Origin of the sequence: Paenibacillus sp. BK033, assembly GCF_004345425.1 — a bacterium.
GTDB lineage: Bacteria > Bacillota > Bacilli > Paenibacillales > Paenibacillaceae > Pristimantibacillus.
The window spans coordinates 181,496-207,554 of record NZ_SLVP01000009.1 but is presented as its reverse complement, the minus strand read 5'-3'; the positions used below and the strand labels follow the sequence as shown (position 1 = coordinate 207,554).

25 protein-coding genes are annotated in these 26,059 nt (G+C 52.4%); 5 read left to right on the top strand and 20 right to left on the bottom strand.

The genetic code is table 11. The features are described from left to right. Positions 1-2 precede the first annotated feature (2 nt). The 6 genes from EV294_RS24945 to EV294_RS24920 all read right to left on the bottom strand — a co-directional run bounded on the left by EV294_RS24945 (position 3) and on the right by EV294_RS24920 (position 6,540). Positions 3-1,076 (bottom strand): ABC transporter substrate-binding protein, encoded by a 1,074-nt coding sequence (locus EV294_RS24945; RefSeq protein WP_132311834.1) that lies wholly within the window; start codon positions 1,074-1,076, stop codon positions 3-5. Positions 1,077-1,120: 44 nt separating this feature from the next. Beyond that, complete coding sequence (locus EV294_RS24940; protein WP_132311832.1) at positions 1,121-1,453, bottom strand: 4Fe-4S dicluster domain-containing protein; 333 nt, start codon at positions 1,451-1,453, stop codon at positions 1,121-1,123. Beyond that, complete coding sequence (locus tag EV294_RS24935) at positions 1,450-3,066, bottom strand: FAD-dependent oxidoreductase (protein ID WP_132311830.1); 1,617 nt, start codon at positions 3,064-3,066, stop codon at positions 1,450-1,452. Before EV294_RS24935 ends, EV294_RS24940 begins: the two co-directional genes overlap by 4 nt. 96 nt (positions 3,067-3,162) lie before the next feature. Then, positions 3,163-4,053, bottom strand: coding sequence for an ABC transporter permease (locus tag EV294_RS24930; RefSeq protein WP_132311828.1), 891 nt, complete (start codon positions 4,051-4,053; stop codon positions 3,163-3,165). Between the two features lie 18 nt (positions 4,054-4,071). Next, entirely contained in the window at positions 4,072-4,869 is a 798-nt protein-coding gene (locus EV294_RS24925; RefSeq protein WP_132311826.1) for an ABC transporter permease, read from the bottom strand. Positions 4,870-5,088: 219 nt separating this feature from the next. Continuing rightward, positions 5,089-6,540, bottom strand: coding sequence for an MDR family MFS transporter (locus tag EV294_RS24920; protein ID WP_132311824.1), 1,452 nt, complete (start codon positions 6,538-6,540; stop codon positions 5,089-5,091). A 179-nt stretch (positions 6,541-6,719) separates the two neighbouring features. On the opposite strand from EV294_RS24920, the gene EV294_RS24915 reads away from it, so the two are divergent. Then, a complete protein-coding gene (locus tag EV294_RS24915; RefSeq protein WP_132311823.1) occupies positions 6,720-7,406 on the top strand; it encodes a TetR/AcrR family transcriptional regulator in 687 nt (228 codons plus the stop codon). A gap of 103 nt (positions 7,407-7,509) precedes the next feature. Here the strand turns inward: EV294_RS24915 and EV294_RS24910 are convergent, their stop codons facing one another. The 3 genes from EV294_RS24910 to EV294_RS24900 all read right to left on the bottom strand — a co-directional run bounded on the left by EV294_RS24910 (position 7,510) and on the right by EV294_RS24900 (position 9,314). Then, a complete protein-coding gene (locus EV294_RS24910; RefSeq protein ID WP_132311821.1) occupies positions 7,510-8,190 on the bottom strand; it encodes an SdpI family protein in 681 nt (226 codons plus the stop codon). A 7-nt stretch (positions 8,191-8,197) separates the two neighbouring features. Next, positions 8,198-8,464 carry an autorepressor SdpR family transcription factor gene (locus EV294_RS24905; RefSeq protein WP_132311819.1) on the bottom strand — a complete coding sequence of 89 codons (267 nt, stop codon included), beginning with the start codon at positions 8,462-8,464 and terminating at the stop codon, positions 8,198-8,200. A 154-nt stretch (positions 8,465-8,618) separates the two neighbouring features. Continuing rightward, on the bottom strand, positions 8,619-9,314 hold the full coding sequence (locus tag EV294_RS24900; RefSeq protein WP_132311817.1) for a TetR/AcrR family transcriptional regulator: 696 nt from the start codon (positions 9,312-9,314) through the stop codon (positions 8,619-8,621). Positions 9,315-9,443: 129 nt separating this feature from the next. Here EV294_RS24900 and EV294_RS24895 point away from each other — a divergent pair, with 129 nt between their 5' ends. Then, entirely contained in the window at positions 9,444-10,796 is a 1,353-nt protein-coding gene (locus EV294_RS24895) for an MATE family efflux transporter (RefSeq protein WP_132311815.1), read from the top strand. 74 nt (positions 10,797-10,870) lie between these two features. Here EV294_RS24895 and EV294_RS24890 read toward each other — a convergent pair whose 3' ends face one another. The 4 genes from EV294_RS24890 to EV294_RS24875 are packed head-to-tail and all read right to left on the bottom strand — an operon-like array spanning position 10,871 to position 13,668. Further along, positions 10,871-11,638: an ABC transporter permease gene (locus EV294_RS24890; protein ID WP_132311813.1), complete on the bottom strand. Its 768-nt coding sequence runs from the start codon at positions 11,636-11,638 to the stop codon at positions 10,871-10,873. Continuing rightward, on the bottom strand, positions 11,639-12,400 hold the full coding sequence (locus tag EV294_RS24885) for an ABC transporter ATP-binding protein (RefSeq protein ID WP_207918190.1): 762 nt from the start codon (positions 12,398-12,400) through the stop codon (positions 11,639-11,641). A 55-nt stretch (positions 12,401-12,455) separates the two neighbouring features. Next, a complete protein-coding gene (locus EV294_RS24880; protein WP_132311809.1) occupies positions 12,456-13,325 on the bottom strand; it encodes a pentapeptide repeat-containing protein in 870 nt (289 codons plus the stop codon). A gap of 13 nt (positions 13,326-13,338) precedes the next feature. Further along, positions 13,339-13,668 carry a PadR family transcriptional regulator gene (locus tag EV294_RS24875; protein WP_132311807.1) on the bottom strand — a complete coding sequence of 110 codons (330 nt, stop codon included), beginning with the start codon at positions 13,666-13,668 and terminating at the stop codon, positions 13,339-13,341. 192 nt (positions 13,669-13,860) lie between these two features. On the opposite strand from EV294_RS24875, the gene EV294_RS24870 reads away from it, so the two are divergent. Continuing rightward, positions 13,861-15,147, top strand: a complete 1,287-nt coding sequence (locus tag EV294_RS24870) for a galactokinase (RefSeq protein ID WP_132311805.1) — start codon at positions 13,861-13,863, stop codon at positions 15,145-15,147. 82 nt (positions 15,148-15,229) lie between these two features. After that, positions 15,230-15,634, top strand: a complete 405-nt coding sequence (locus EV294_RS24865) for a VOC family protein (protein ID WP_132311803.1) — start codon at positions 15,230-15,232, stop codon at positions 15,632-15,634. Positions 15,635-15,641: 7 nt separating this feature from the next. Here EV294_RS24865 and EV294_RS24860 read toward each other — a convergent pair whose 3' ends face one another. Continuing rightward, positions 15,642-17,024, bottom strand: coding sequence for an ABC transporter substrate-binding protein (locus EV294_RS24860; RefSeq protein WP_243711790.1), 1,383 nt, complete (start codon positions 17,022-17,024; stop codon positions 15,642-15,644). A 179-nt stretch (positions 17,025-17,203) separates the two neighbouring features. On the opposite strand from EV294_RS24860, the gene EV294_RS30430 reads away from it, so the two are divergent. Further along, on the top strand, positions 17,204-17,359 hold the full coding sequence (locus EV294_RS30430; protein WP_015847029.1) for a hypothetical protein: 156 nt from the start codon (positions 17,204-17,206) through the stop codon (positions 17,357-17,359). A 62-nt stretch (positions 17,360-17,421) separates the two neighbouring features. Here EV294_RS30430 and EV294_RS24855 read toward each other — a convergent pair whose 3' ends face one another. The 6 genes from EV294_RS24855 to EV294_RS24830 form a co-directional block, all read right to left on the bottom strand. After that, positions 17,422-17,877, bottom strand: a complete 456-nt coding sequence (locus EV294_RS24855; protein ID WP_132311799.1) for a DinB family protein — start codon at positions 17,875-17,877, stop codon at positions 17,422-17,424. A 27-nt stretch (positions 17,878-17,904) separates the two neighbouring features. Beyond that, positions 17,905-19,017: a peptide-methionine (S)-S-oxide reductase MsrA gene (gene msrA, locus EV294_RS24850; RefSeq protein WP_132311797.1), complete on the bottom strand. Its 1,113-nt coding sequence runs from the start codon at positions 19,015-19,017 to the stop codon at positions 17,905-17,907. A 162-nt stretch (positions 19,018-19,179) separates the two neighbouring features. Beyond that, positions 19,180-19,842, bottom strand: a complete 663-nt coding sequence (locus EV294_RS24845) for a response regulator (protein WP_132311795.1) — start codon at positions 19,840-19,842, stop codon at positions 19,180-19,182. Beyond that, a complete protein-coding gene (locus EV294_RS24840; protein WP_132311793.1) occupies positions 19,839-21,065 on the bottom strand; it encodes a sensor histidine kinase in 1,227 nt (408 codons plus the stop codon). Before EV294_RS24840 ends, EV294_RS24845 begins: the two co-directional genes overlap by 4 nt. A 154-nt stretch (positions 21,066-21,219) precedes the next feature. Further along, positions 21,220-25,299, bottom strand: coding sequence for a galactose-binding domain-containing protein (locus EV294_RS24835; RefSeq protein WP_132311791.1), 4,080 nt, complete (start codon positions 25,297-25,299; stop codon positions 21,220-21,222). Between the two features lie 434 nt (positions 25,300-25,733). Next, positions 25,734-26,057, bottom strand: coding sequence for a lipid-A-disaccharide synthase N-terminal domain-containing protein (locus EV294_RS24830; protein ID WP_132311789.1), 324 nt, complete (start codon positions 26,055-26,057; stop codon positions 25,734-25,736). Positions 26,058-26,059 lie beyond the last annotated feature (2 nt).

Below are 26,059 nucleotides of genomic sequence, written 5' to 3'. Positions count from 1 at the left end.
GGTTACTTCGCTTCCCAATCCTCGATCTTGTAATCCTTCTTCGCCAGCCCTTCCTCCACAAGGAAGTCCTTCGTGCCCGTAATCCGGGTAATGCCGTCAGCCGGGAACGGCTCGACCGTAATATCGCTGATTGGGCTTACCTTCTTCGCCAGATCTACGGTCGTTTTATTGAGATCGGCGATAAACTGGTAATACTCGTCTTCATGCTGTTTTAAATCGTCCAACGCTTTTAGTCGGGCTTCATTCCACACCTTAGGGAAGTCCGGAAATTTCTTCAAATAGCTTTCCGATACAACCGTCACGCCCGTGCCATGCAGCTCCGGATGCCTGGTGGAATCGTCAATCAGCGTATACCCTTGGCCAAGCAGCTTCTGCGCGGTATAACCCGTGTTGGTCATCGCGTCGATATCGCCTTTAGCCAGAGCGGCTTGCGCGTCGGGGATAAGCATATGGACAAGCTTGTAGTCCGTCACGCCGGCTTGCTTCAGCAGACCCACAACGTAACGGTGCATGTAGGAGCCTTTTTGAATCGCAATCGTCTTGCCCTTCAGTTCTTCTACCGTCTTTGGACCGTTTGGCCCCGAGATCAGGTAACCGATGTTGGTGATCGTCGTTTGATTGATTAGTCTCGTCTTGGCCCCGGAAGCAGCCGCAATAATGGCAGGGGTATCGCCCAAGCCGCCAAAATCCAGCCGTCCGCTGATCAGCGATTCGGTCTGGTCCGGACCGTTCGGGAAGCCCGTCAGCTTCACTTCCTCGATGCCGTATTTTTTCAGCTCCGCTTGAATGATGCCTTTATAGAAGCCCCAGCCTTCCGCTCCGCCGGGCAAATTCTTATCGTTGCTTCCGATGTAGCCATAGTTGAGAACGGCCGGCGCTTTGCTGTTCTCGTCGGCGGCGTCTGCCGTCGCCGTTCCCGTCGATGCGCTGGCGCCGGCGTTTGCGCTATCCTTTGCATTCCCGTTCGAGCTATTGTTCGCTCCGCAAGCCTGCAGCCATGCCGTTGCCATAATCAGCACCGCGATCAGAGCTAGTCTAACCGGGCCGCGTAATCCTCTTTGTTTTTCTCTGCTCATATAAAACAGACCCCTCTCAGTAGTTAAGTATGATGGTTTATTCCCTAAAATTTAGCGAACTTGGACAACTGGTACATGTAGTCATGCGAAGCGACCGGCGTTCTGCCTTTGCCCCAGCCGACCTTCTCCCGGTATCCGCCAAGCAGCCCCTGCTGCTCCGCTTCCCGCTCGGTAATACCGATAATCTGCTCCGAATCCGGCGCAACGTATAACGCGTCAACCGGACAGTACAGCTCGCACATGAAGCAGGTCTGGCATTCGTCCTGCCTGGCGATGACGGGAATCCCGTCATCGCCCCGGTCGAATACGTTCGTCGGGCATACCGAAACGCATTGATTGCATGACACGCACCGGCTCTCGCTAACAACCTCAATCATGGCGCAATAACCTCCTTCTCGGACTTCGCTTCGTTAACGGCTTCCGGCTTCACCCACACTTGATCCAATCCGCCGCTGATGAGCCGGTAATGCTGGCCCGCATCCTGCGCAGGGAAGTCTTCGCGCTTATGCATGCCTCGGGTCTCCGTCCGGGCAAGCGCGGAATTGTACATCCATCTTGCGGTTGCGGTCATCGCCTGCGCTTCGCGCGCTTTCACCCCGCCTGCCGAACGCTCCACCGCCTGATTCCGCTGCTCCTTCCACAGTCCGTCAAGCCGCTGCAGCGAGCCCTTCAGCCCTTGCTCCGTCCGGAACAAATTGCGGTCGTACGGTGCTACCTCCTCTTGCACGGCGCGAACGATCTCCTCCGTCTTGGAAGAAGACGCTGCGGCTGTGCTCGTCATAACGGAAGCAGAAGCACTCTGCAGTTTGCGGTCCGCCGCATGCCCGCCGAGTTTTTTCGCATACGCGGCCGCGCCTTCTCCGGCAAAAGAACCGGATGACATCGCCCATGCCGCGTTATGGCTGCCGCCGCCGGTAAAACCGCCGCAGATCAGCTCGCGCGTTGCCGCGTCGCCCGCTGCGTAGAGGCCTGGCACCGAAGTGGCGCAGGTCTCGTCGGTAATGCGGATACCGCCTGTTCCGCGGACGGTCCCTTCCAGCCTCAGCGTTACCGGGAATAAATCGGTAAAAGGATCAATTCCGCGGCGATCAAACGGCAGGAAGAAGTTCGTCTGGTTCACCCGCAGCAGCGGCTTAATCTCCTCCGGAGCAAGATCCAGCTTCGCGTACACCTGGCGTCCTTCCAGCAGTTTGCGGGCAATAATGGAGCGGCCGCGTTTCGAGCCTGCTCCCTCTACCGGCGTTCCGTCCTCATAGTAGAAGGAAGCATAGGAGTAATAGGCCGTTTTCGTCACCGACGAGAAGGTCGGACTAATCGCGTAAGCGTTCGAGAACTCCATGCCCGACAGCTGAGCGCCCGTCTCCGCCGCAAGCAAATAACCGTCACCGGTCAGCACGTTGCAGCCAAGCGCCTTGCTTAAGAACGCGCACCCGCCGGTTGCGATCACAACGGCTCCGGCATGCACGGTCCAGGCATCGCCCGTCTGCGTCTGTACGCCGGACGCGCCGCCAACGCCGTGTTCATCCACAAGCAGCTCCAGGGCGGGACTATGATCCAGAATTTTGACGCCCGCCTTCTTCACCAGCTTGCGCATCAGGCGCATATATTCGGGGCCTTGAAGTCCCCGCTTGTGAAGCTCGCCGTCATCATCCTTCGGAAAAGGATATCCGGCATGGCCAAGCCGGTTCATGTTCTCGTAAGTCCGGTCAAGCACCCGGTCCATCCAGCGGTGCTCGGCAAGCCGGCCGCCCATTTCGTAACGGCTGGCTTTCGCCTCCTCGCGCAGCCGATCCTCCGGCTTCACGTACCAGACGCCGGTGCCCGAAGGAGCCGTCGCCCCGCTTGAGCCGCAATAGCCTTTGTCGGCCAGAATAACCTTCGCGCCTTGCGAAGCCGCCGTAATGGCCGCCCATGTTCCCGCGGGTCCGCCTCCGATGACAAGTACATCCGCTTGCAACTGAATAGCACCGTTTGGCAATAATATCGACATTTCTTTTTCCCCCTCGAATAATTAATTGAATATTTCGACTATTCCCCCAGTGAAATAGCTGCTCCGGCGAGAGCAACCGGGAATGCCATTCCGGCATTAGCCCTTATAGCCGTCGCGCCAGTTCAGCCAGCGAATCTCAACGCTCTTCATGACGGAATCAATGAGCTTGCCGATTACCGCGAATATAATAATGCCGACGAATATAACGGAAGTGTCCGAGTTCTGTTTGGCCTCATTGATAAGAAAGCCAATGCCGGACCTGGAGCCGATCAGCTCGGCTACGACAAGCCCAATCCACGATACGGCAAGCGAGATCCGCACCCCGATCAGAATATCGGGCAGCGCAGCCGGAAGGACCAGCCGGGTCAGCCGCTTGAGCGGACTGAAGCCCAGGATGCGCGACACTTCGAACAGTCTATTGTCCACATTGCGGATGCCGAGAAACGTGTTGATGTACAACGGGAAAAACGAGCCGGATACGATAATCGCTATTTTGGACGTCTCCCCGAAACCGAACCACAGGATAATAAGCGGAGCAATGGCGAGATGCGGAATAAGCCGCAATACTTGAATGCTTGGATCAAGCAGGTATTGGACTTTCCGGAACAGCCCTGTCAGCAATCCGAACAGAAGTCCCGCCGCCCCTCCGATCAAGAAGCCTAGACCGGCCCGCCCCATGCTGACGAGCAGATGGTGAAGAAGATTTTCCGAGGTGGCCAGCGTCCCGAACGCCCGAAGAATCGAGGCCGGCGATGGCATAAACATAGGCGAGATATACCCGGCCGAAGCGGCGATCTGCCACAAAACAAGAAGCACGGCCGGTATCGCCGCCCCTATTGCGATGTCTTTCAGGATGGCTGCCGCAAGCTTGGATGACCACCGCCGCTTGCGCTTTGCTGCCCCTTTGCCCGCGGCTCTCTCCCCTCCGGCTAACCCCGCTTCCGGTGCGGCCTGAGGAGAAACCACCGCTTCGAGTGAATTGCTCATGATATCCTTGCCTCCCTTTTAACCGTTGTAACGGTCCTTCCATCTAAGCAGCCGGCGCTCGATCAAGGCGAGCAGCGTGTCGGTAAGCAGCCCAAGAACGGCGAAGATAAAGATGCCTACGAAGACCACCGGCGTATCCGCAAACTGACGGGCATCCGACATCATATAACCGATCCCGGAGGTTGAAGCAATCAGCTCCGCCACAACCAGGCCAAGCCAGGATAATCCGATCGACAAGCGTGCGCCCAAAATAATATTAGGCAGAGCGGCCGGCAGGATCAGCCTTGTGATCTGCTTCAAACGGCTGAAGCCAAGCACTCTTGCTACTTCAAACAGCTTATTGTCCACATTGCGGATGCCGAGGAACGTGTTGATGTACAGCGGGAAAAAGGCGCTTTTGGCAATGAGCAGCACTTTCGACTCCTCGCCGATGCCGAACCATAAAATAAACAACGGCACAACGGCAAGGCTTGGGATCATCCGGATCATCTGGATCGTGGGATCAAGCAGCTTTTCCGTCCGTCGGAACAAGCCAACCGCAATGCCAAACAGCAAGCCCAGCGAGCCGCCCAGCGCAAATCCCAGCAAAGCCCTTGTCACGCTAATCTGGATATTCGACCATAGATCGCCTGACGATGCCAAGGAAATGCCGGCTTCCGCAATCGTATAAGGGGTTGGGAACAGCAGCTCCGAAATATAACCGTAATGCCCAAGCACCTGCCATAAAACCAGCAGCGTTACCGGGAATACAAGCGCAAGCCCGGTTAGCGTCAGCTTGCCCGGCGTCTTCCCTGCTGCCGCGGCGTGACTGCTCATCTTGATCACCACTTTCCTCGAAAATAAAAAAGAGGCATCCTCATATCGCATAAGAGAATGCCTCCGTTAGAACGGTAGACGTTTTATTAAATTCTTTAATTCCTATTGATTAACTGTGGTATAAGAGTAGCATGGGGATTTTACAGTGTCAATACATTGCGAAAAATTACTCAAATGCTAAAAAAGCATCACAGCCTTAAAGGCCATGATGCTTTTTCATTAAGCTGCAGCTGCAGCGTTTTTGGAGCGTTTCGCTTGTTTGCGGATGATAAGGGTGAACGGAATCGCGATAACCGCGATATAAGTCGCAATCGTAAAGACGTCATTGACGCTAAGCGTAAAGGCGAACAGCGGAATAATCTTGGCGTTCTCCGTGCCGGCTTGCGTCAGATCCGCCACATGCGTAATCGTATGGGAAGCCAGCAGCGAGGTGAACAAGGCGATTGCAAAGGAGCCGCCCACGTTGCGTACCCAGTTGGTGACCGAGGAGGCATGCCCCACCATTTGCGGCGGAATTTCCTCCATGCCGGCCGTGCTTGTTGCCGCAGCGGCAAACGATACCCCAAGGTTACGGACCGCCATCCAGAAAATGACGTAGAAATGCGAGCTGTCCGTATGGAGATGAGTCATCTCGTAGCTGCCGAAAATAATAAGCGCAAGCCCGCCGATCGTCATCCATTTGGCGCCAACGCGCGGATACAGCTTGCCGGCGATCGGCATAGCCAGCGCCATGACAAGAGACGATGGAAGCAGAATAAGCCCCGTGTCCATCGGCGTGATTTGCTGCACGTTTTGCAGGAATAACGGAACAAGCAAGGTGCCCGAATACAGGCTGATCGTAATGATCGTGTTGGCTACCAGCGTAATCGAGAAGCGATAGTTGCCGAACACTCTCAGATTAAGCAATGGGTTCCGCGTTCTAAGCTCATGCCAGATAAAGAGGACCAGCATGACCACTCCAAAACCAAACAGGCCTAGCACTTTCGCGGAATCCCAGCCCCATTGCCGCCCTTCGCTCAGGGCAAGCAGCAGCGCTACGCTGCTAAGCACAACGGTAGTCAGGCCAAGCTTATCCAGAACCTTAGCCGTTCCGACTCTCACGTCCGGAATCATCGAGATAATAAACCAGATCGCGATAATGCCGATAGGCACGTTCATAAAGAAAATCCAGCGCCAGTCGAACTGCTGAATCAGCCAGCCGCTAAGCGTAGGGCCAAACGCCGGAGCGAGCATGCCGGACAAGCCCCAGATACTCACGGCAAACGGCTGTCTTTCCTTCGGTATGATCTGAAAAATAATGGTCATGGTCGCGGGCATAACAAGGCCCGTAAAGATGCCCTGGATAATCCGGAAAGCAATCAGCGAACCGGCATTCCAGGAAAAGCCGCATAACAAGGAGAAAATAACAAAGCCGATCATGGCATACAAATAAACGTTCTTGTAGCCGAATTTATCTCCCAAATAACCCGACAACGGCGCTATCGTCCCCAAGGAGAGCATAAAGCCCGTTAAAGTCCACTGCACCGTGCTCAGGTCCGAGTGGAAATCCTGCATAAAGATCGTAAGCGCGACATTAATGGTGCTGATCCCGAGAATGCTCAGGAAGGCGCCAAAAAATATGGCAATCATAATCGGCCAGAACCGAATATTCTGGCTGGATGATGTACTCATAGGTTTTCTCTTCTCCTATCTCTTTTGGCCGAATGGCCTACTGTAGAAATGATCATACTGCAAAATGTAGTCAAAGTAAACTCATTTACACAAAATTAGTTTAGTTCGATTAATTCGTTCATTTCTTTATCCGGCAAAATCGTGTATACTCTTACATAGGAAGAGAGGTTGAATACTTTATGGATACAACGGGTGAACCGCAAAGCTGCCGATATACCGACGAAACGACGAAAAACAAATATGTCGCCAAGCTGTTGCATCCCATAAAGTCAAACGGCTTTCAGGGACTTCGCATGGACGACATCGCCAAAGCGATGGATCTGTCCAAAGCGACATTATATAAATACTTTCCTTCCCGGGACGAGATCATTGAGCGGCTGACAGCCCTTTATATCAAATATGTGGTTTGCGATGAGGCCCAGCTAATGGAAGGCAGCCGCGAGGCTTATATCAAAGGCTTTCGGTCGACCTTCTCGCAGACGCTGATTATTGCGAACTACGGCACGGAGCCCTTTTTCCGGGATTTGCGCGAAATCTATCCGGAATTGCTGGCTTCGATCGAAGTTGCGATCAGTGACCGCAATGGCAGGCTTCGTGCGTTCTATGAGCGGGGAATGGCCGAAGGGTATATGAACGATTTGAATGCGATGCTCATCATATTGCAAGACGAGCTTATGTTCCAGAAGCTGCTCGACCCGCATTATTTGATGAGACACAACCTTACGCTGCGGGGCGCCATCTGGGATTACTACCAGATCAAGAAGCAGCAGCTGTTCAAGCCTGACGCGCTTGCCCAGATTAACGATGAAGCGATGTCCGAGAAGGTGGACTCCCTCGTTCGCAAAATTACGTTTGGTGTTTCTTAAGCAAAGGGCAGCCTCTTCCAGCCCAAAATAACGCGAAGCAAAAGAATAAAAGCAGCTGACGGGTTCATCACCCCGACAGCTGCTTTTATTCTTTTGCCCTTGTTTACGACTTCTTTTTCGCACCCGTATACAAAAGATACGAGTAAAGGTAAGGGACAACGACGCTTAGCACCATACTCACGATAAGAACAACAACCAATCCCGCAGCCGAAAGAAGGCATGCTCCCAATAGCATCAATAACCCCGCGACAAACCATAGCCGTCCGCCAAGCCGGTGCGTGTTGCGCCAGTTGTTTTCATCCGTGATGGTCCACGGCGTCCGGATCCCCATAAAGAAATTGCTGCGGAGCTGACCCATTCGGTTGCCAATGATCATCCACATGATTCCAAGGCCGCCAAATACGATATTGATAAAAGGCAGATCGTAATCGAGATTTTGCAGAATCATCAGCACAAACACCCCGTGGATAAACAGGCTGATCGTCCACCTCATCAGCGTGTAATATCCGCTGAACCGGGCATAGTTCTGACGGCGCGGATCGACATTTCGGACTACCGATAGAAAGACGGGCAGCGCGATGCCAATACCCGCGTACAGGAGCCACATGCCCGACTTGGCCATTGTGCCGTCCTGCTCGCCTCTTATGTTGTAATGGCTCCCTACGACATCCGGAAGCTGATGGTTAAATACAAGAAACACGATTCCGAAAATAACGGCATTAACGATAAGCAAAATCCAGTCTTGCTTGCCCCAGCGCGTGGTCTGATTCGTTGTTTCGTTCATCTTACGTTTAGTCCCCTTTCGTTCCGAGTATGCCGAGAAACCAGCCCATTGCTTCCTGCACAACGGTCATGTTCAGCGAGTACACCCGGTTTTGTCCCTGTCGTTCTTCGGCTACTAGCTTAGCTTGCTTCAGCAAATTCAAATGATGGGAAATGCTTGGCTTGGAAATATTAAAGTGGTCGGCGATTTGTCCGGCGGACAGGTCCTGTTCCTTCAGCATCTGAAGAATCTGCCGTCTTGTCGGATCGGACAACGCCTTGAAGGCATCATTCAAGTTTTACTCACTCCTCCCGAAGCAACTATTCGATATTTAGATAATATTCTAAATATCGAATAAAAGCAAGCAGGCATACGTCCTTTTTTCAAAAAAATCTGCATGCGGTCAATCGAAAAACAGCCTGCCGCTGCGGCAAGCTGCTTACTGTCCCCTAATTAAATGCCGTCTCCTGTTCTTTAATTACCTGCTCAATCCCCGACAGAATCAGCTTCAACCCGAACTCAAAAGCTCCATCCGTCCCCATCAGCTCGAATAGTCCGGTCTTGAACATCCTCCGGAACAGTCCAACATCCGCTTCGCTCATCGAGTCGAGAAGCCGGATCATCTCTCCGCTTGGCATCTCTCCCTGCTCCTTAAGGATCGCGGAGACATTTCGCTGATGCTCGTAATCGTCCAGAACGAAGTAGAAAACATAGTTCATAACCGTAAGAATAGCCTGTAATTTCTGCTCTTGGTCAAGCGGCGTCGATTCCACGCAGAGCAGCATGCGGTTGGTGAACCGGATGATGTCCGCTTCGTGAGGCAGCGTCATCATCATAAGCTGCGTCGAACAAGGGTACCGACGGAGCACATTCCTTACCGTTACCGCGAGCCCGGCAAGCTGCTCCTTCCAGTCCCCGTCGGAATGGAACTCCTCCAGAATCATTTTCGATACTTGGTTGGCCAGACGCTGATAGAGCTCCTGCTTGCTCTTGAAGTACCAGTACAGGGAAGGAGCTTGAATGCCCAGCCTCTCGGCTAATCGTCTCATGCTGAATTTCTCGAGGCCCTCCTCCCCGAGAAGCTCCCACGAGGCTTCCAGTATCTTGTCCTCCGAAATCTGAGGCTGCTTCTGTTTCTTATTCATCGTATCCGTCCTTTTATCTAACAGTGTAAGTTTATTCTTTACAGGCGTATAAGTTCATGATATCATCTAACACTGTAAGGTTCAATCTAACACCGTTAGATAAACATCGCATAGAAAGAAGTGATCCAAATGGATGCGCAAAACCTCCATTACTTTGAAAAAGCACCGGTCGCAAAAGCCGTAGCCCACTTCGCCGTACCGATGATGCTGGGCACGTCAATGAGCGTGATTTACTCCATCTTGAATGCCTATTTCCTCGGAACGCTGAACAATACGGCCATGATAACCGCGCTCGCCTTAACCTTGCCGTTGTTCGCGGTTATTATGGCGCTCGGCAACTTGATCGGCATGGGCAGCGGCACCTTCATCTCCCGTTTGCTGGGCGAGAAAAAATACGACGATGTCAAGCATGTGTCCTCCTTCGCGGTGTACAGCAGTTTAGTGCTTGGCCTTATCGTGATTGCCATTTTGCTCCCGTTAATCGATCCCATCGTCCACGGCCTCGGAGCCACGCCCGAATCCTTCGGATTTACGAAGGACTATGTCACGATTATGCTGATCGGTTCGCCAATCGTCGTTTTATTCTTCACGCTGGAGAATATCGTGCGCTCGGAGGGCTCGGCCATTACGTCGATGACCGGCATGATTCTCAGCGTTGTCGTCAATATTATTCTCGATGCTTTGGCCGTCTTCGTATTCCATTGGGACGTGATCGGCGTTGCTTCCGCTACAGTCGTTTCCAACTTGGCTGCCAGCGTGTTCTTTGCTTTCCATATGGGGAAAAAGAGCCCGTTCTTAACGATCTCCTTGAAATGGTTCAAGGCTACCAAGGAGATTATGGGCAACGTCTTCAAAATCGGGGTTCCCGTCTTTATTATGAGTATCTTTTTGGGCGCCATGTCGCTCATCTTTAACCATTATCTGGTCGAATACGGGGATCAATCCGTAGCGGCTTACGGCATTTCATCCCGCTTATTGCAATTTCCCGAGTTTATACTGATGGGCTTATGCGAAGGCGTCGTGCCGCTCATTGCCTTTACCTTTACGGCGAATAAATCGCGCATGAAGGAAACCATCGGATTTACGATCAAAATGATCGTATCGTTAGCGGTCGTGTTCGGCATTATCGTCTTTCTGATTTCCGACCACTTGATTGGTCTATTTACAAATGATCCGCAATTAATCGAAATGGGCAGCTACATCCTCCATGTAACCTTCTTGTCCTTGTTCATAACCGGAATGACCACGTTGTTTACGGGGATCTTCCAAGCAACAGCGCAAGGAACCGCCGCGTTTATTATGTCGGTTATTCAAGGCATTACTCTGATTCCGGTGCTTTATATCGCTAATCAAATGAACGGCTTCCACGGCGTGGTCTGGTCGCTCGTCATTGCGGATACCGTTGCGTTCCTCGTCGGAGCGATCATGCTGTATGTTCTGCGGAATAAATTGCAGCCGGACTTGGAGAGCTTAGTCCAATAAACGATTTTAAAAAGCGTAAAGGCAGGATTAGGGTACTCCCCATCCTGCCTTCTTTGCGTTTTTGTACGATCAAGTTAAATCTTCTTCTTATACACTCTCATTGCAAACACATAAGCCACGAGCATGATTCCGACGCACCAGGCAAGGGCGATCCAGATGTCATGGTGTAAAGGCTCTCCTGCAAGCAAAGCACGGATGGATTCTACGATGGAGGTCACTGGCTGGTTTTCGGCAAACACGCGAACGACGGTTGGCATCGATTCGGTTGGCACAAATGCAGAACTGATAAAGGGCAGGAAGATGAGAGGATAGGAGAATGCGCTGGCCCCGTCGACCGTTTTGGCGGACAATCCGGCAATCGCGGCGACCCATGTCAAAGCAAGCGTAAACAAAGCGAGGATACCGGCTACGGCAAGCCATGGCAGCACTCCCGCGGATGAACGAAAGCCCATGATTAACGCGACGAGAATGATGACGGCCACCGAAATCGCGTTAGATACAAGCGATGTCAATACATGGCCCCACAGCAAGGCGGAACGCGATATCGGCATGGTATGAAACCGCTGGAAAATTCCCTTCTGGACATCGGTGAAGAGCCGGAATGCCGTGTAAGCTATGCCGCTGGCAATGGCCATAAGAAGAATGCCTGGAAGCAGGTAATTGACGTAGTTATCGGTACCGGTCTGAATGGCTCCGCCAAATACGTAGACGAACAGCAGCATCATGGCGATTGGCGTAATGGTCACCGTAATGATGGTATCCATGCTGCGGGTAATGTGACGCATGGAACGCCCAAGCATAACGCTAATGTCGATGAAAAAATGCTTCTTTGCCGTTTCCATTTACATAGCCTCCTTTTTACCGATAATCGAGAGGAAGATTTCCTCTAACGACGGTTGTTTCTCGATATACTCTACCTTAGTTGTAGGGAACATCTTTTTGAGCTCCTGCAGCGTACCGTTTGCGATAATCCGGCCTTCGTGAAGAATGGCAATCCGGTCGGCCAACTGCTCCGCTTCTTCTAAATATTGAGTAGTCAGCAGAACTGTCGTTCCGCCATCGGCGAGCTCCTTGACGACCTTCCATACCTCGATGCGGGCTTCCGGATCCAGTCCCGTGGTTGGCTCATCCAGAAAAATAATCTTCGGTTTGCCCACAAGACTAAGCGCGATGTCGAGCCTGCGGCGCATCCCGCCGGAGTAAGTGGACGCTCTGCGGTCCGCAGCTTCCGTTAATCCGAAGCGCTTCAGCATGTCTTCCGCAACCTGTCGCGGATTTTTGAGATATCTCAGCTTGGCGATCATGATCAGATTCTCGCGGCCGGTCAATATTTCATCGACGGCGGCAAATTGTCCGGTCAGGCTGATCGCCTGACGCACCTCATTCTGCTGCGACGAGACATCAAATCCGTTAATGGCTGCGGTTCCTCCGTCCGGCGCAAGCAGCGTGGTGAGAATTTTCACGACCGTCGTTTTTCCTGCCCCGTTAGATCCGAGGAGAGCGAAGATGCTGCCCTGTTCTACCTCGAAATCTACGCCCTTCAACACTTCGAGCTGCTTGTAGGCTTTCCGCAGACCTTTTACTTGAATAGACTTGGTTTGCATGGGGTAACCTCCTAAAAATGGATGTGATGCCATTCTTGCTTGATCAATCGCCTGTTTACACAACGGTCACTTTCGACAAATCGGCATCCATGCCTTTGAGATGCGCGAAAGTTAATTTATCCATGGTTGCGCCGTCGAAGTTGACGGTTTTGATCATGCGATAGTACTTCTTCGTCAACGTAAAACCAGGCTGGAACGAGACGTTTTTAAGGGTAGCTCCTTTGAACGAAGCCTCGGTTAAAGCCGCTTTTTCAAATTTCACGCCGATAAACGTCTGTCCGTCAAAGCATTGCCTTGTCAGATCGGAGAACTTGAAGTCTACTCCGTCAAATAAACAGCCTTCGAATTTCGTTTTTCGAAGATCCGTCAGCGTTAACGTGACGTCGGTCAGCTTCGCGCCCGTAAAGGTGACTCCGTCCAGCCCCGATTTGCTGAAGTTGGTACGCACAAGGGTCGACTTGTTGAAACTTGCATTCGTCAGGTCAAGCGCGGAGAAGCTGCAGTCCGTCAGGTTCGCGCCGTCAAAATTCGCTTGTCGTACGTCGCTGCTCTTGAACGAGCTGCCGGTCAAGTCGGCACCCGAGAAGTCGGAGCCATGCAGCGCGCTGCCTTTGAATTGTCCTTTGTGTGCCTTCACGCCCGCAAAGTCGCTGTCCGCCAGGTTGCTTCCGTTAAAGTTGGTCACGACTTGACGCTCCAGCGAGCGGGAGAGGTTGGCGACCTCCAGAATCGTTTGCTCGATGTCGCCAATGCCCTCGATGGTTTGCTTAAACGCGGTTTCATCGTCCTTGCCTTCCGCTTTGAGCTCGTTGTAGCGCTCTTGCAAATCGGAAAGCAGATCGGCCTTCAGTTCGGAAACGCTTTTCACCCCGTCGTATGGGGTAAACACGCTGTTTAGATAATCGTTCAATTTTGGATTTGTCATTTCGAATCTCTCCTCATAATAGGTTTTCTAACACGCGTTTCGCATACTCCCAATTGCTTTTGTTGCGGGAGTAGGTCTCCTTGCCCTTCTCGGTAATTCTGAAATATTTGCGACGTCCGCCCTGCGATTCATCGCCCCAGTACCACTCGATATCGCCGTCAGCTTCCAGCCTCCGGAAGCTCGAGTACATGGTGGCTTCCTTTAGTTCATACTCGCCGTCCGAACGGTCGGCAATCAGCTTCACAATCTCGTATCCGTAACGGTCGGCCTCGGACAAGAGCCGTAATATCATCGTATCCGTATGTCCTCTCAGCAGGTCGGATGTGATTTTGTTCTCGCTCATGCAATCACCTCCATATCTGCATAATAAGGTATATTACTATGACTGTCAAGGTACTTCTTTAAACATAATACTCTGTCACGAATAATTGGTGCATGCATCTTTTTATATCCTTTCTGTAAACGCTGTAATCCGATACAATGGACATGATGATCACTTCTACTCAAACCGTTAGAATCGGGAGGAACCTTCAAGATGAACGATCAATTCGAACAGTTTTTTAATTCGGCACAGGCAAAGCAGCTGCTGGAGCAGATGTACGGCAGCGAGGAAAGAGAGCAGCAGATCGGCAGATACCGGAGATGCATGGAGGAATACGGCACGCAATTTGGAAAAACCGAGTCGTTGAAATACTTCAGTGCGCCGGGACGCACAGAAATAGGCGGCAATCATACGGACCATAACCACGGAAAGGTGCTGGCGGCCAGTATTCAGCTAGATACGATTGCGGCTGCGGCAGCCGTGGACACCGGCGTCATTTCCGTCGTTTCCGAGGGTTATCCGGGCATCTCCGTCATCCGTCTGGATGATCTGGAACCGCAGGAAGGCGAAGGCGGGACGGCTGCTTTAATCCGCGGCATCGCACACGGTTTCCGGCAGCACGGGTACCAAGTCGGAGGCTTTAACGCCAGCGTCAGCAGTAACGTTCTTCCGGCGTCAGGACTCAGCTCCTCTGCCTCTTTCGAGGTTCTGATCTGCCAGATTCTAAGTACTCTTTATAATAACGGAGAGCTGGACGCGGTTATGATGTCGCGCATCGGCAAGCATGCCGAAAATCTGTATTGGAACAAGCCGTCTGGAATGCTTGACCAAATGGCCTGCTCGTACGGCGGTATGATTACCATCGACTTTAAGGAACCGGCACAGCCTCGGATCGAACGTATTCCGGGCACCTTCGAAGCAGCAGGCTACAGCCTGGTCATCGTCGCCACCGGCGGTAACCACGCTGACCTGACGAAGGACTATGCTTCGATTCCGAACGAGATGCGGGCGGTGGCGCAAGCCTTCGGCGCAGAGGTATGCCGCGATTTGACGGCAGAGATGATCTACGGTCGTCTCGCGGAGCTCCGCGAGACAGCCGGTGATCGGGCGGTACTGCGGGCGCTGCATTTCCTGGATGAGAACGAACGTGTCGGGCGGCAGGTAGAGGCCATTAAGTCAGGCGAATGGCAGAACGTGCTGAAGCATGTTACCGCCTCGGGCAATTCGTCTTGGAAATGGCTGCAGAACATTTATCAAGAATCGGTGTCCCGCGAACAAGGAATCGCAATTACGCTCGCCATTACCGAGCGCTTCATTGAGCAATTGGGCGACGGGGCCTGCCGGGTACACGGCGGCGGCTTCGCCGGCGTCATTCTGGCCGTTCTGCCGCATGCGGCGGTAGAGGAATACCGGGAACTTATCGGGCGTACGACGGGCACGGAGCTGTTCAAGATCCGCGTTCGCGAAATCGGAGCGGTCTGCTTGAATACGCTCCTGTAGCTTTCGAAAATTAAAACGCTACTGACATACCGATGTCAGTAGCGTTTTTTTATACTCGAATTCAGAAAGGATGATGATTATTATGAATTTTGCCTCCGTACGCATCATTACCGATGACGTGGATCGTCTAGTCGATTTTTATGAAAAAGTGACGGGTGTTTCGGCTGAACGTCCCGCGCCCGTCTTTGCCGAAATCGTTGTGCCGCCTTTCGCTTTGGCGATCGGGCACTCCCAGACGGTGCAGCTGTTCGGCGCCGGTTCCGCAGTAGCCGCCGACAATCGCTCGGTCATTATCGAGCTTCGCGTCGACGACGTGGATGCCGAATACGAGCGCTTGAAGCCGTTTGTGGGCATATGGGTAAAGGAACCAACCACAATGCCGTGGGGCAATCGTGCCGCACTGTTCCGCGATCCCGACGGCAACCTTATTAATCTCTTCACGCCGGTTACCGAGGAAGCGATCAAACGGTTTAGCGGTAGAGGCTGACGGATAGTTACTCGTTAAGCATTACGTTCACCTTATTCTGCACGAGCTTCGCGACTGCCTCAGCCGATTTCTGTCCGCTGAAGAAAAATTGCGATTCTTTGTAAATCATCTGCTCCAAGTCCAAGCTTAACGGGGCATGGTTCCAATGAACGGCGCTGGAAAGCGTACTCTTCAGCGGATCCAGCATAGCTTTGTTCACGCTAATCTCTTCTTGCCCTTCCGTTACGAGCTTGCCGGCCTCCGCCAGCTGTTGCGCCTGCAAATCATAGGCCTTCTGATTAATCGGGAAGCCTCGTATAACCGTCGAAGAGGAAGCCGACGCGTCTTCGTCGTCCATGAGGAATTGAAGCAAGTCCCAAGCAGCTTGTTGATGCGCGGAATTCGCATTGATGCTTACCGTTCCGAGAGTCGTGAAATAGCCGCCAGGGCCATTTTCGTGCGGATGGGGCTTCGTGTAGAGAGCTGGCACCCCCTCTATCGACGCGTTATATACATAATTTTCGAATGAATCAATGCGGGCATCGTAGAAGTAAGCGTGCAGATCGCCTTTGGAAAACGATTCCCTGCCTCCCCCATCCTTCTCGATATCGAAAAGGACGCCTTCATCACGCATCTGTTTGATCCGGTTCATGAAGCTGAGGAATAAAGTGTCATTGAAGACTTTCTTGCCCTTCTGTTGCTTGACCATTTGCGCGAAATTCTCGGTTGTCAGCTCGCTTAGCATGTAGGATTGCGAGCTGTAAAACACGGCATTCGCGTTCCCCTTCTGCTTCAATTGCTTGGCCGTTTCGATAAAATCCTCCCAGGACCAGTTGCTATCGTCGATTGCCGCGCCTGTGTTGCCAATAGCAGCCGCATCTCCCTGCAGGGCGTCAAGCGAGAAGTATAGCGGTATGCCGTACAGCCCGCCGTCAAGCTTGGCGTTGTCCAAAATATTCATGAAGCAATTCTCCTTCCGGAACGAGGGCGACGATTTGACGAGCTCGTCCAGATTGAGGAGAAGCTTCTTGCCGGTATACGACTCCTGCGGCAAGATGTCGAGCTCAAGGAGATCCGGACCCTTGCCGGCCAGAATTTCGGTGTTCATCGTGGTGATGTATTTCTCCTGCAGAGCCATTACTTCGTCTAAATCCTTGCCATAGGGAAGGGTCGTCTGGAGTTCAACTTCGACGTTCGGATGAAGCGATTCGTATTTCTTGACGGCTGTCTTCACCTGATCGCTAAGGAAATAAGTCGAGAACGTTAGCTTGACGGGGTCCGTATCCGCCTTGCCGCTTGTCGGCTGCTGCACCGATGATGGACTTGCGGGAGTGTTTATCGCAACTTTCGTACCTGCATTGCTGCTGCAAGCGGAAAGCAACAGCGGGACGCATACAACCATCCAAATCATCTTTTTCACGATTCTTCCTCATCTCTGTATGATAGTTCAGCTAATCATAAAGGATGGATGTGTCAAACGTACGGACGGGGTTTATCGTACTTGTTAACTTTCAGCCCGTTGTTTAATCACCGGAAGCCCAGGGTAAAGACATAATAGAAGTTACAAAAAAATTGAGGGCGGTGATCCGAATGTCCGTTCAACAGCACGATTACGAAGAACGCCATATCGAGAAAAGGCACGACCCGAGCCGTGTGGCCTCCACCTTTATCAAATACCTTGCTTATGTAATCATTACTTTCGGGGTGCTGTATTTCATAGCGAGATACCTCATACCGATGTTTTAAATCACGGCTGGATAAACACGAAAACCGCCCTGGATTAGGGCGGTTTTCGTTGTTTTCTTTCTTTATTTCAGCGCGTTAAGCATGCCGTAAACGACGCCTTGGTGGTAAAACAGATGCAAAGAGGTCGCGATAATGAGCTCGCCGATATTTTCGGCTTTCAGGAAGTTCTCTCCAACGGGCTCGTCAAGCCGGTTTTCGAAGGTCTCATGCATGGCTCTGCGGAGTTCCTTCAGCTGTGCGTACATTACCTCCCATTGAGGCGGCTGTTCGTCCCAATCCGCAGGCTTCGTGCCGTAAGCGAACAGAGCATCATAACTTCCCGGGAAGATCGGAGTTTCCTGCGCTAGACCAAATACGTGGAACTGCGTCACCGCAAGCACGTGTCCCAGATGCCAATGGATATGGTTTTTGAAGCCATTCGGAATGACATCCCGTTTCTCCGGGGGACATTGTCCGAATACCTCGATCAATTGCTCGAGATGCTTATCAAATACATGAAACACATATTCTTTTCTCATTGTAATCTCTCCTCCATTAAGGTTGTTTTATTTAAACAGGGAGGCATATTCCCCGTAGCCTTTTTGCTCCAGCTCGGATTTCGGAATGAACTGCAGCGACGCGGAATTCGTGCAGAATCGGAGTCCGGTTGGCGCGGGCCCGTCTTTGAACACATGGCCCAGGAAGGAATCCGCAGCGCGGCTTTTCACTTCAACCACGGAATATAATCCGCCGATTTCATGCAGCACGATATTATTGGGCTCCAGCGGCTTGGTAAAGCTCGGCCAGCCCGTTCCCGCATCGAACTGATCCTTGGAGCTGAACAACGGCTCGCCCGATACGATATCGACGTAGATGCCCTCGTCCGTGTTATTCCAGTACGGATTATCGAACGGAGGCTCATCCTGGCCGTTTTGCGTCACTGCGTATTGAAGCTCCGTCAGCGTCTTCAGCTTTTCTTCCTTGTTGAAATCCTTCGCATAGGTTGTCTTAGGGCTAATGTTCACCTCGCGGTCCTTGCCCCAAATCCGGTCCAGGGATGAATCGCGCGTCGAAAAAAGGGTGTTCATCTTGAAGATGTACGGATGGTTCGCGTAATAGTCCTGATGCTCGGGCTCGGCTTTGTAAAAGGTCGCTGCCGCTTCGATTCTCGTTACGATTGGTTTATCGAACCGGTTGGAAGCCTTCACTTCCTTTTCCGATGCCTCAGCCGCCAGCTTCTGCTGCTCATTCACGTAAAAGATAGCGGACTGATATTCGTTTCCCCGATTTTCGAATTGACCGGTGGCATCCGTTGGATCAACGTTGCGCCAGAATACGCGAAGCAGCTCGTCGTACGAGATAATAGCGGGGTTGTAATACACCTCAACCGATTCAAGATGTCCCGTTGTTCCCAAGCCGACCTCTTCATAAGTCGGATTGGCCGTATGTCCTCCCGTATAGCCGGAATCCACGCCCGTCACGCCCTCAAGCTTTTGGAACACCTCCTCCATGTCCCAGAAGCAGCCGCCGGAAAATATCGCAGTCTCGTAAGGGGTGTTTGTGTTCTCAACAATCGTTTTTTGAATTTCCTGAGCCTCCGCTTTGCTGAAAGACCCCTTTAAGAAATACACGGCGACAACAAGCACGGCAATCGGAATGGCATACCGTATCAGCTTCATTGCTAACGCACCTCCTCTTTAACTTGTAAACCAATTTTAGCAAGAGGCCGTTGCCCATAAATCTGTGGAAAGTCATGACCTTGCAAAAGAAAAGGCATCACTTTGGACCGCCGAAGCATGAATAATTTCATGCCCCGTGCCAAAAGTCATGCCTCAGGGTGTTTAGGAAAGATGGCGAACCGCAAAAATAGCGGCCTGTGTCCGATCGCGCAGCCCAAGCTTGGCGATCACGTTCGATACGTGATTTTTTACCGTACCCTCCGTCAGAAAAAGCGAACCCGCTATTTCTTTATTGTTTAGGCCCTGCCCCAATAAGGCCAGCACCTCTTTCTCGCGCTCCGTCAGCTGCTTCAATTCCGCGGGCTCTTGAGAACCAAGCGGATGCGACTTATCCGGGTTCAGGTCGGTGATTTTGACGAACTCTTTTATAAGCATGGACGTAATATCGTGTTGAAGCACGGTACCTCCGTTATAGACGGTTCGAATGGCTCCGACGATCGCCTCGGAAGGCATGTCCTTCAGCAGATAGCCATGAACGCCGTTCTCCAGCACCTTGATGATTAATTCCGAGTCGTCGAAGGTCGTCAGGATCAGCACCTTTGTCTCGGGAAAATGCTTGCGGATAAGCGCGGAGCCTTCGACGCCGTCCATACCCGGCATTCGAATATCCATCAGCACCACATCCGGCAGCAATTCCGTCACCTTGGCATAAGCATCTTGGCCGTCTACCGCCGTTCCGACCACCTCCATGCCCGGTTCGAGGCCGATAATCGTCGCCAGCCCTTCCCTCATAATCCGTTGATCGTCTACAACAAGGACTTTCATTTGTACTCACGCTCCGTTTCTGCCGAAGGATAAGGGAAGCGGGCTTCGACGGCGAAGCCTGACGACGGATCCGTTTGAAACCGCACCTGACCGTTCCACTCCTTCACGCGTTCCTTCAAATTGATCAATCCGAATCCCGGCTTTAATTCGCCGGGCACTTCTCCGTCGTTGCGGATGGCAAGGGAGAAACCCTCGCCGGAATAGGACAGCAGGATCTCAGCCTTGCCGGCATGCCCATGCCTCTGCGCGTTCGTTAGCGATTCCTGCACGACCCGGTAGGCCGTCAGTTGAAGATCGCTTGGCAAGGCCACAGGCATCCCGTTTGTTAGGAAGCTGGTCTGCACGTTTGCAAATTTCGTAAATTCTTCGGCAAGTCTTTCCAGACTCGTGTTCAAGGAGGTTGATGGAATAGGTTCATCCCGAATGGCTCTGACGGAAAGACGGACCTCCTGCAAGGAAGACCGGATTAATCCTTCGCAGTCTAAGTAGGCTTGCTCGCTGCGTGCGGGATCAACCGCGCCTAACTTGCGTGCCGCCTGCATTTGGACAAGCGCTGCCGTCAATTTATGGCCAACCGTATCATGAATTTCCCGCGCAATTCTTACTCTCTCCCGCGATGCCGCCCATTCTTCGGCCTTGCTTGCGTACTCCTGCAATTGCTCGTGAGATTGCCGCAGCTGCGCGTACAGCTCTAACGCTTCCCTGCGGGCACGCTGGTAGAAGTGGATGAGCGCATTCACAATGCACGCAAACACGATAAAGGAACAAGTGATAAAATAGCTATCCGCATCCAGCCGTTTATACAAATACCAGTCAATGCTGCCCATTGTGGCCACGTAGAGCAACAGCAGCACAAAGCCCGCGGCAATTAGAACGCGTGTGCTTCGGATAAACATCAGGATCGCTAACGCGGTTATTCCGATAAATAGATGGTTCGGGAAATTTCCCGCAATAAAGATGTAGCCGTAAGAAGCCGACACGAGAAAATCCAGAATAAGCAGGTAGATCAGCCAATTGGGATTTTTGTTCGTATTGGCGTAATACAGATAAACCAGCAGAAATACCGCCAGCGAAAATACGATAAAGCTTAGCCTCCAGAAAAGCGCGATGGAATGCTCAAAGTAAAAAATGCCCGATATGGCCAGATCGAATACCAGCTTCACGCCAAAAAACCATTTCCAGAAGCGTGGCGTCTGCCCAAAAAGCTCCACGTCTTGAACCATCTCTTGTGCTCCTCCTTTTCCACCGCGTAACCGCATAACATGTATTCTCAAATCATAGAACAGCAGGGGTGGCTTTATCAAATTTTTTGCTTCAGCTTAAGTCGCATAACAAGGCAAAAAGACTGTCCCGACGGGACAGTCTCCTGGTCAAACCTTAATAGCCGTATACGTCAAAGCTCCAAAGCGAATAGCCCCACTGCGTGCCGCGTTCCGTTCCCAGCATGCGCACATAACGTCCATTGCCGTTCACATTCTGGTCAAGATCGGCTCCAGTCCCCGTCGTTGTGCTGTACAGATCCGTCCAGCTGTTGCCGTCCGCCGAAATTTGCAGCTTGAACGACTTGGCATAAGCGGTCTCCCATTTCAGCTTGATGCCGGTTACCGTGCGGCTTGCGCCAAGATCAACCGTAATCCACTGCGGATCGGCGCCAGTCACCGAGCCCCAGCGCGTACCCGGATCATTGTCCACTGCCGAAGCCGGGACAAACGGATCCTGATAGGAGGAAGCGGTTGCCGTCTTGCCTACGGACAGCAGCGTGGAATTCGAGGAAGCTGCTGCATGGCCGTATACCTCAACCTCATACAGCGAATAGCCGTAGATCGTACCGCGCTCCGTCATATTAATCCGGACGTAACGTCCGGTTCCGGTTACGTTGAAGTCATCAATGCCGCCGTCGCCGGTTGTTGTTGCATAAATATCGGACCAGCTGTTTCCGTCAGCCGATACTTGAACCTTATACGATTTGCCGTATGCCGTCTCCCAGTTCAGCTTCACGCGGCTGAGCTGCTGCGAGGAGCCAAGGTCAATCGTCAAGGCTTGAGGATCCGCACCCGCAATGGATGCCCATCGGGTCTGCGCGCTGCCATCCACGGCATTCGATCCGGCATAAGGCGTTTCGGTCGACGATACCGTTACCGTTTTGTTCAACGCTACGTTGGTATCCGTACCATTATTGCCGCCATTGCCGTTATCTCCGCCGCTTCCGACCGGAGGCCAGTTATCGCCGGAATTCGTGTTCACCATCGGATTCACCGAGACAAGGGATTTTGCGGCTACAACCGCTGTGCCTGTTGTGCCGGCAGCATTTTTAAACGTTACCGTCACCGGGCTTGCCGTCGGGTTCCAGATTTGAGCGGTGTACGCATTGCCTTTCTTGTACACCGTAGCGCTTGTCCAGCCCGTTGCCCAGACCTCCTTCGTACGCGTGCCAAGCGTCTGCATGTTATGAACGAACCAATACGTGTTAAAGATTTCGTTCTTCTGCATGTTTGTTGCGCTCCATTTGTTTATGACCGCCTGCGGATCGCTTAACGCTTGGATTGGCCATACGATATGATACCAGTCCGTCTCCGGACCGCCGTTATCGGCAACAAAGCCGCTGTACAGACCTGCCGCTTTGCCCGGCACAAGGCTGTAGCTTGTCAAATATTCAGCAGTCGGCAGCCAATGGATCCCGTATACGTATACCGGATCTCCGTTAAAGAAAGTACCGAAGAAATTCGATGCTCCGTATACTTGTCCGACCGTTTTGTGCGTATATTGCGGAATCCAGTTGTCCCCGTCATAGTTGAACCAGTATTGCATCACCGCGTTCAGCTCCGTCGTAAACCCATAAATGGCAGCGTTGCGGAATGCGGTATCGCCGTCGGCAAGTGCCCACATGTATTGGCCAACCCATCCGAAGAGCGATTCGCCTGCTGCTTCCTGGTTGTTGCCGTTATCGTTATCCGCGTAACCGCCTGCCCATGAATGGCCTTCATAAGGATCAAAGCTGCGGAAGAACGGGAACATGGAATCCGTACGCGAAGGGTTCGCGTAGTCGCGGACGAGATGGTCGATCATCGGGCCGTACTGCGTTTTGAAATCATTGTCGAAGGTCGCAAGCACGGCGGATGCAAATACATAATAGCCATACGTAAAATGATGGTCCGTAATGCCGTTATTCGCGCCAAACTCGCTGGACTTGTAGTACGTTGTCCCCCAATCGGAGTTGTAGTACAGGAAGTAATCCGGTTCGCCGTTTGTATACGTATACCAGTCCGTCAGGATCGTCTTGATCCGCGACAGGAATTTATCCCGGTAAGCGGTCTCGCCAAGCTCGTTTGCCGCAAGAACGCCCATCGCCAGCGGATGGAGCTTCTTGCCTTGCCAATAAGCGTCGGCAGCCATCAGATTGCTTGTCGTTTCTTCGTCCAGAGCCTTCAAGTAAGATACCATCAACGATTTGTCGTATGCCGAATCCGTAGGCTCCGTAAACTGAGGCACGATGCCGTAGAAGCGGTCCACCGTCGTAAAGGTATTGCCTTCGCGCACCTTCAACGTACCGCGGACCGACGGATAGGTCAGTGCGGTAAGCGGTGTCGAAGACACCTTCCATTGATGCGGCAGAAGCGTTGTCAGCGCCTGATTCGAGAACCCGGTGCGCTTCAGGGCCGTTGTCAGCGTGTAATCCGTTGTCACCTGCGAAGTGGACTCATTGTAGCTGTAATTCACTTTCGTATCCGTTACGAAGGCATAAGCATGCTGGTAATAGTAATTCAAGTTAGAAGCGGCCGGCATAGCGCCAACCGACAGGTAGTTTCCTCCGCTGCCAAGCTGGATTTTGACCTTCGCCCCAACCTTCTTGAATACCGTTCCCGCCGGTGCAAAAAGGCCATAGTAACGCGTATACGATGCGCCGCTGCCGTCCGTGTTCACCAGCTTCACGCCGATATGGTCGGCGGTCAGCGTTGCGCCTTCGGTCGTCAGGACCGCGTTGCCGTTGTCGTCAAACAGCTGCGTAATCAGCGAAGAATAGATCTCGACCGAATTCGGATCGGCAAAGGTGTTGTACACGTAAGGCGAGCCTTTGACGAAGGTCGATTTCATCTTGTCCGTGGCATCGTCGCTTACAACCGCGTCCACGGACCAGTCGCCGTAACCCGTCACGCGGGTTTGTAGCTTGGACGTGTTAATGCTGTTTGACATGACGTACAGGTCGGGATTGCCGTCGGCATTGACCGCTCTACCGTCCGAGGACAGCCAGCCCGCTCCGGGATTCAGAATGCCAAGCCCTTGCTGGAAGTACTTCGACTTCAGCGGCAGCGTGACGAGATAATCGCCGTACGGCTTGATCAGAATCGACTGCCACCAGTCATTCGACGGGATTGGAGTCGAGATATTCGACGTCTTATTAGACGGATATTTCGGCTGCGGCATATGGATATCGTTAGTCAGGTAGCTGCCGGAGCCCGATTGCACGGCTGTTGGCGTTGGCAGTGCCGGAATCGAATACGTCGGCTGCGGCTGGCCGGCTATATAATCGTACACCTCAAACTCGAGAAGCGAGTAGCCGAAGCTAGTCGCGCGGCCGATCCCGTTCATCCGAACGTAACGCCCGTTTGTATATAGCGGAATCTCCTGTTTGCCTCCCGCAAAGTGAAGCTCGCGATAGACGGTTGTCCATTGCGTGCCGTTATTCGATACTTGAACGTCGTACGCCCGCCCGGCTGCAGCTTCCCAGTTCAGGACCACCCGGCCGATCTGATGGGCGGAGCCCAGATCGACATAGATCCATTCATTGTCGGTGGCGTTGGACGACCAGCGCGTTGCCGGGTTGCCGTCAACCGCATTGGAAGCAGCCGTCGAGCCCGGAGGCAAATAGGCGGAATTTTCAGTCGATGATACCGTCACCGGTTTGTTCAGCGCTACGTTCGGACCGTAATCAACCGGTGGAGCCGTAGAGCCGCCTGTCCCGTATACCTCAAATTCCAGGATGGAGTAGCCATAAGCCGCGAGGGCGCGCTGCGTGCCTAATACTCTGACATAACGGCCGGTTCCCGCTAACGTCAGGTCATCGGTACCGCCGTCTCCCGTTGTTGTCGAGTAAACATCGTTCCAAGTCGATTCATCGCTCGATACCTGGATTTTGTAGGCTTTCGCATAAGCGCCTTCCCACTGGATTTTCACGCGGTCTATCGAAGCGTTAGCGCCAAGATCGACATAAAGCCATTGGGGATCCACGCCCCATTGGCTTCCCCAGCGCGTGCCGGCCGAACCGTCCACCGCAAGATTCGCCGCGTTTCCTCCTTCGACGGAAGAAGCGTACGCCGTTTTATTCTGGGATAATAAATAAGAGCCTGCCGCATGTACCTCACGGATAAATAAGGACGATACCAGCGAGACCAGCATGACCGCGCATAGCGTCAAGACTAGCAGCTTTCTCGTCGCCCTTTCCCGATACATCGTGTTCATTCGTCTATTTCCTCCCTAATTCGCAATAGTTGTTCATGGCTGTACGTGAGCTCAAGCCAATCGCGTGATTTCCCCCTTCAGACCTCCTTCCTCAACCAACGATTACTGGCAACGCTTTCATCGCCATGCATCGATTAGTATACTGCCGCAAGCGGCAGGAAGAACATGCCAATATTTAGCGATTCATGCCAAGATATCTTGGGCTTGTCCAGTCATAGTCGCGGATTACCTTGCTCCAAATTCCAACATAACCGTTAACCTGGCATATTCCATGAACCTGCATTAGAGGCGGAAATTTGCCGTCAGACATGAAATAGGAACCTGTCAGGGTCTTATCCTAGGTCTCCTCGGGGACTTTAACCTGCTCCATGCCGCCAAAAAAAAGCATTTAAGGTCCCCAAGGGGCCTTAAATGCTTCCCAATTAAAAGTTTCACTACATATCCGCGGAATTGCTGTTCGCGGCTTGTACCTCCGACTTGCGGTTGAGCATGATATTCCGGAAGTAAATAAAGACGCTGGGCAGCTGGCCCAGCAAAAAGACGGGATCCTTGCGGTATATCGCGTAAATAGACAACACCGCGCTGCCCAAAATGCTGTAAATCCAGAATGACTGCGGAACGACGGTTTTTTTCGCTTTTTCGCTCGCCAGCCATTGGGTGATAAACCGCATCGTGAACATGATCTGCCCGATAAAGCCAAAAATAATCCATCCCATGTTGCCGGCCGACACATTGCCTATAATCGCATGCCACCACATAA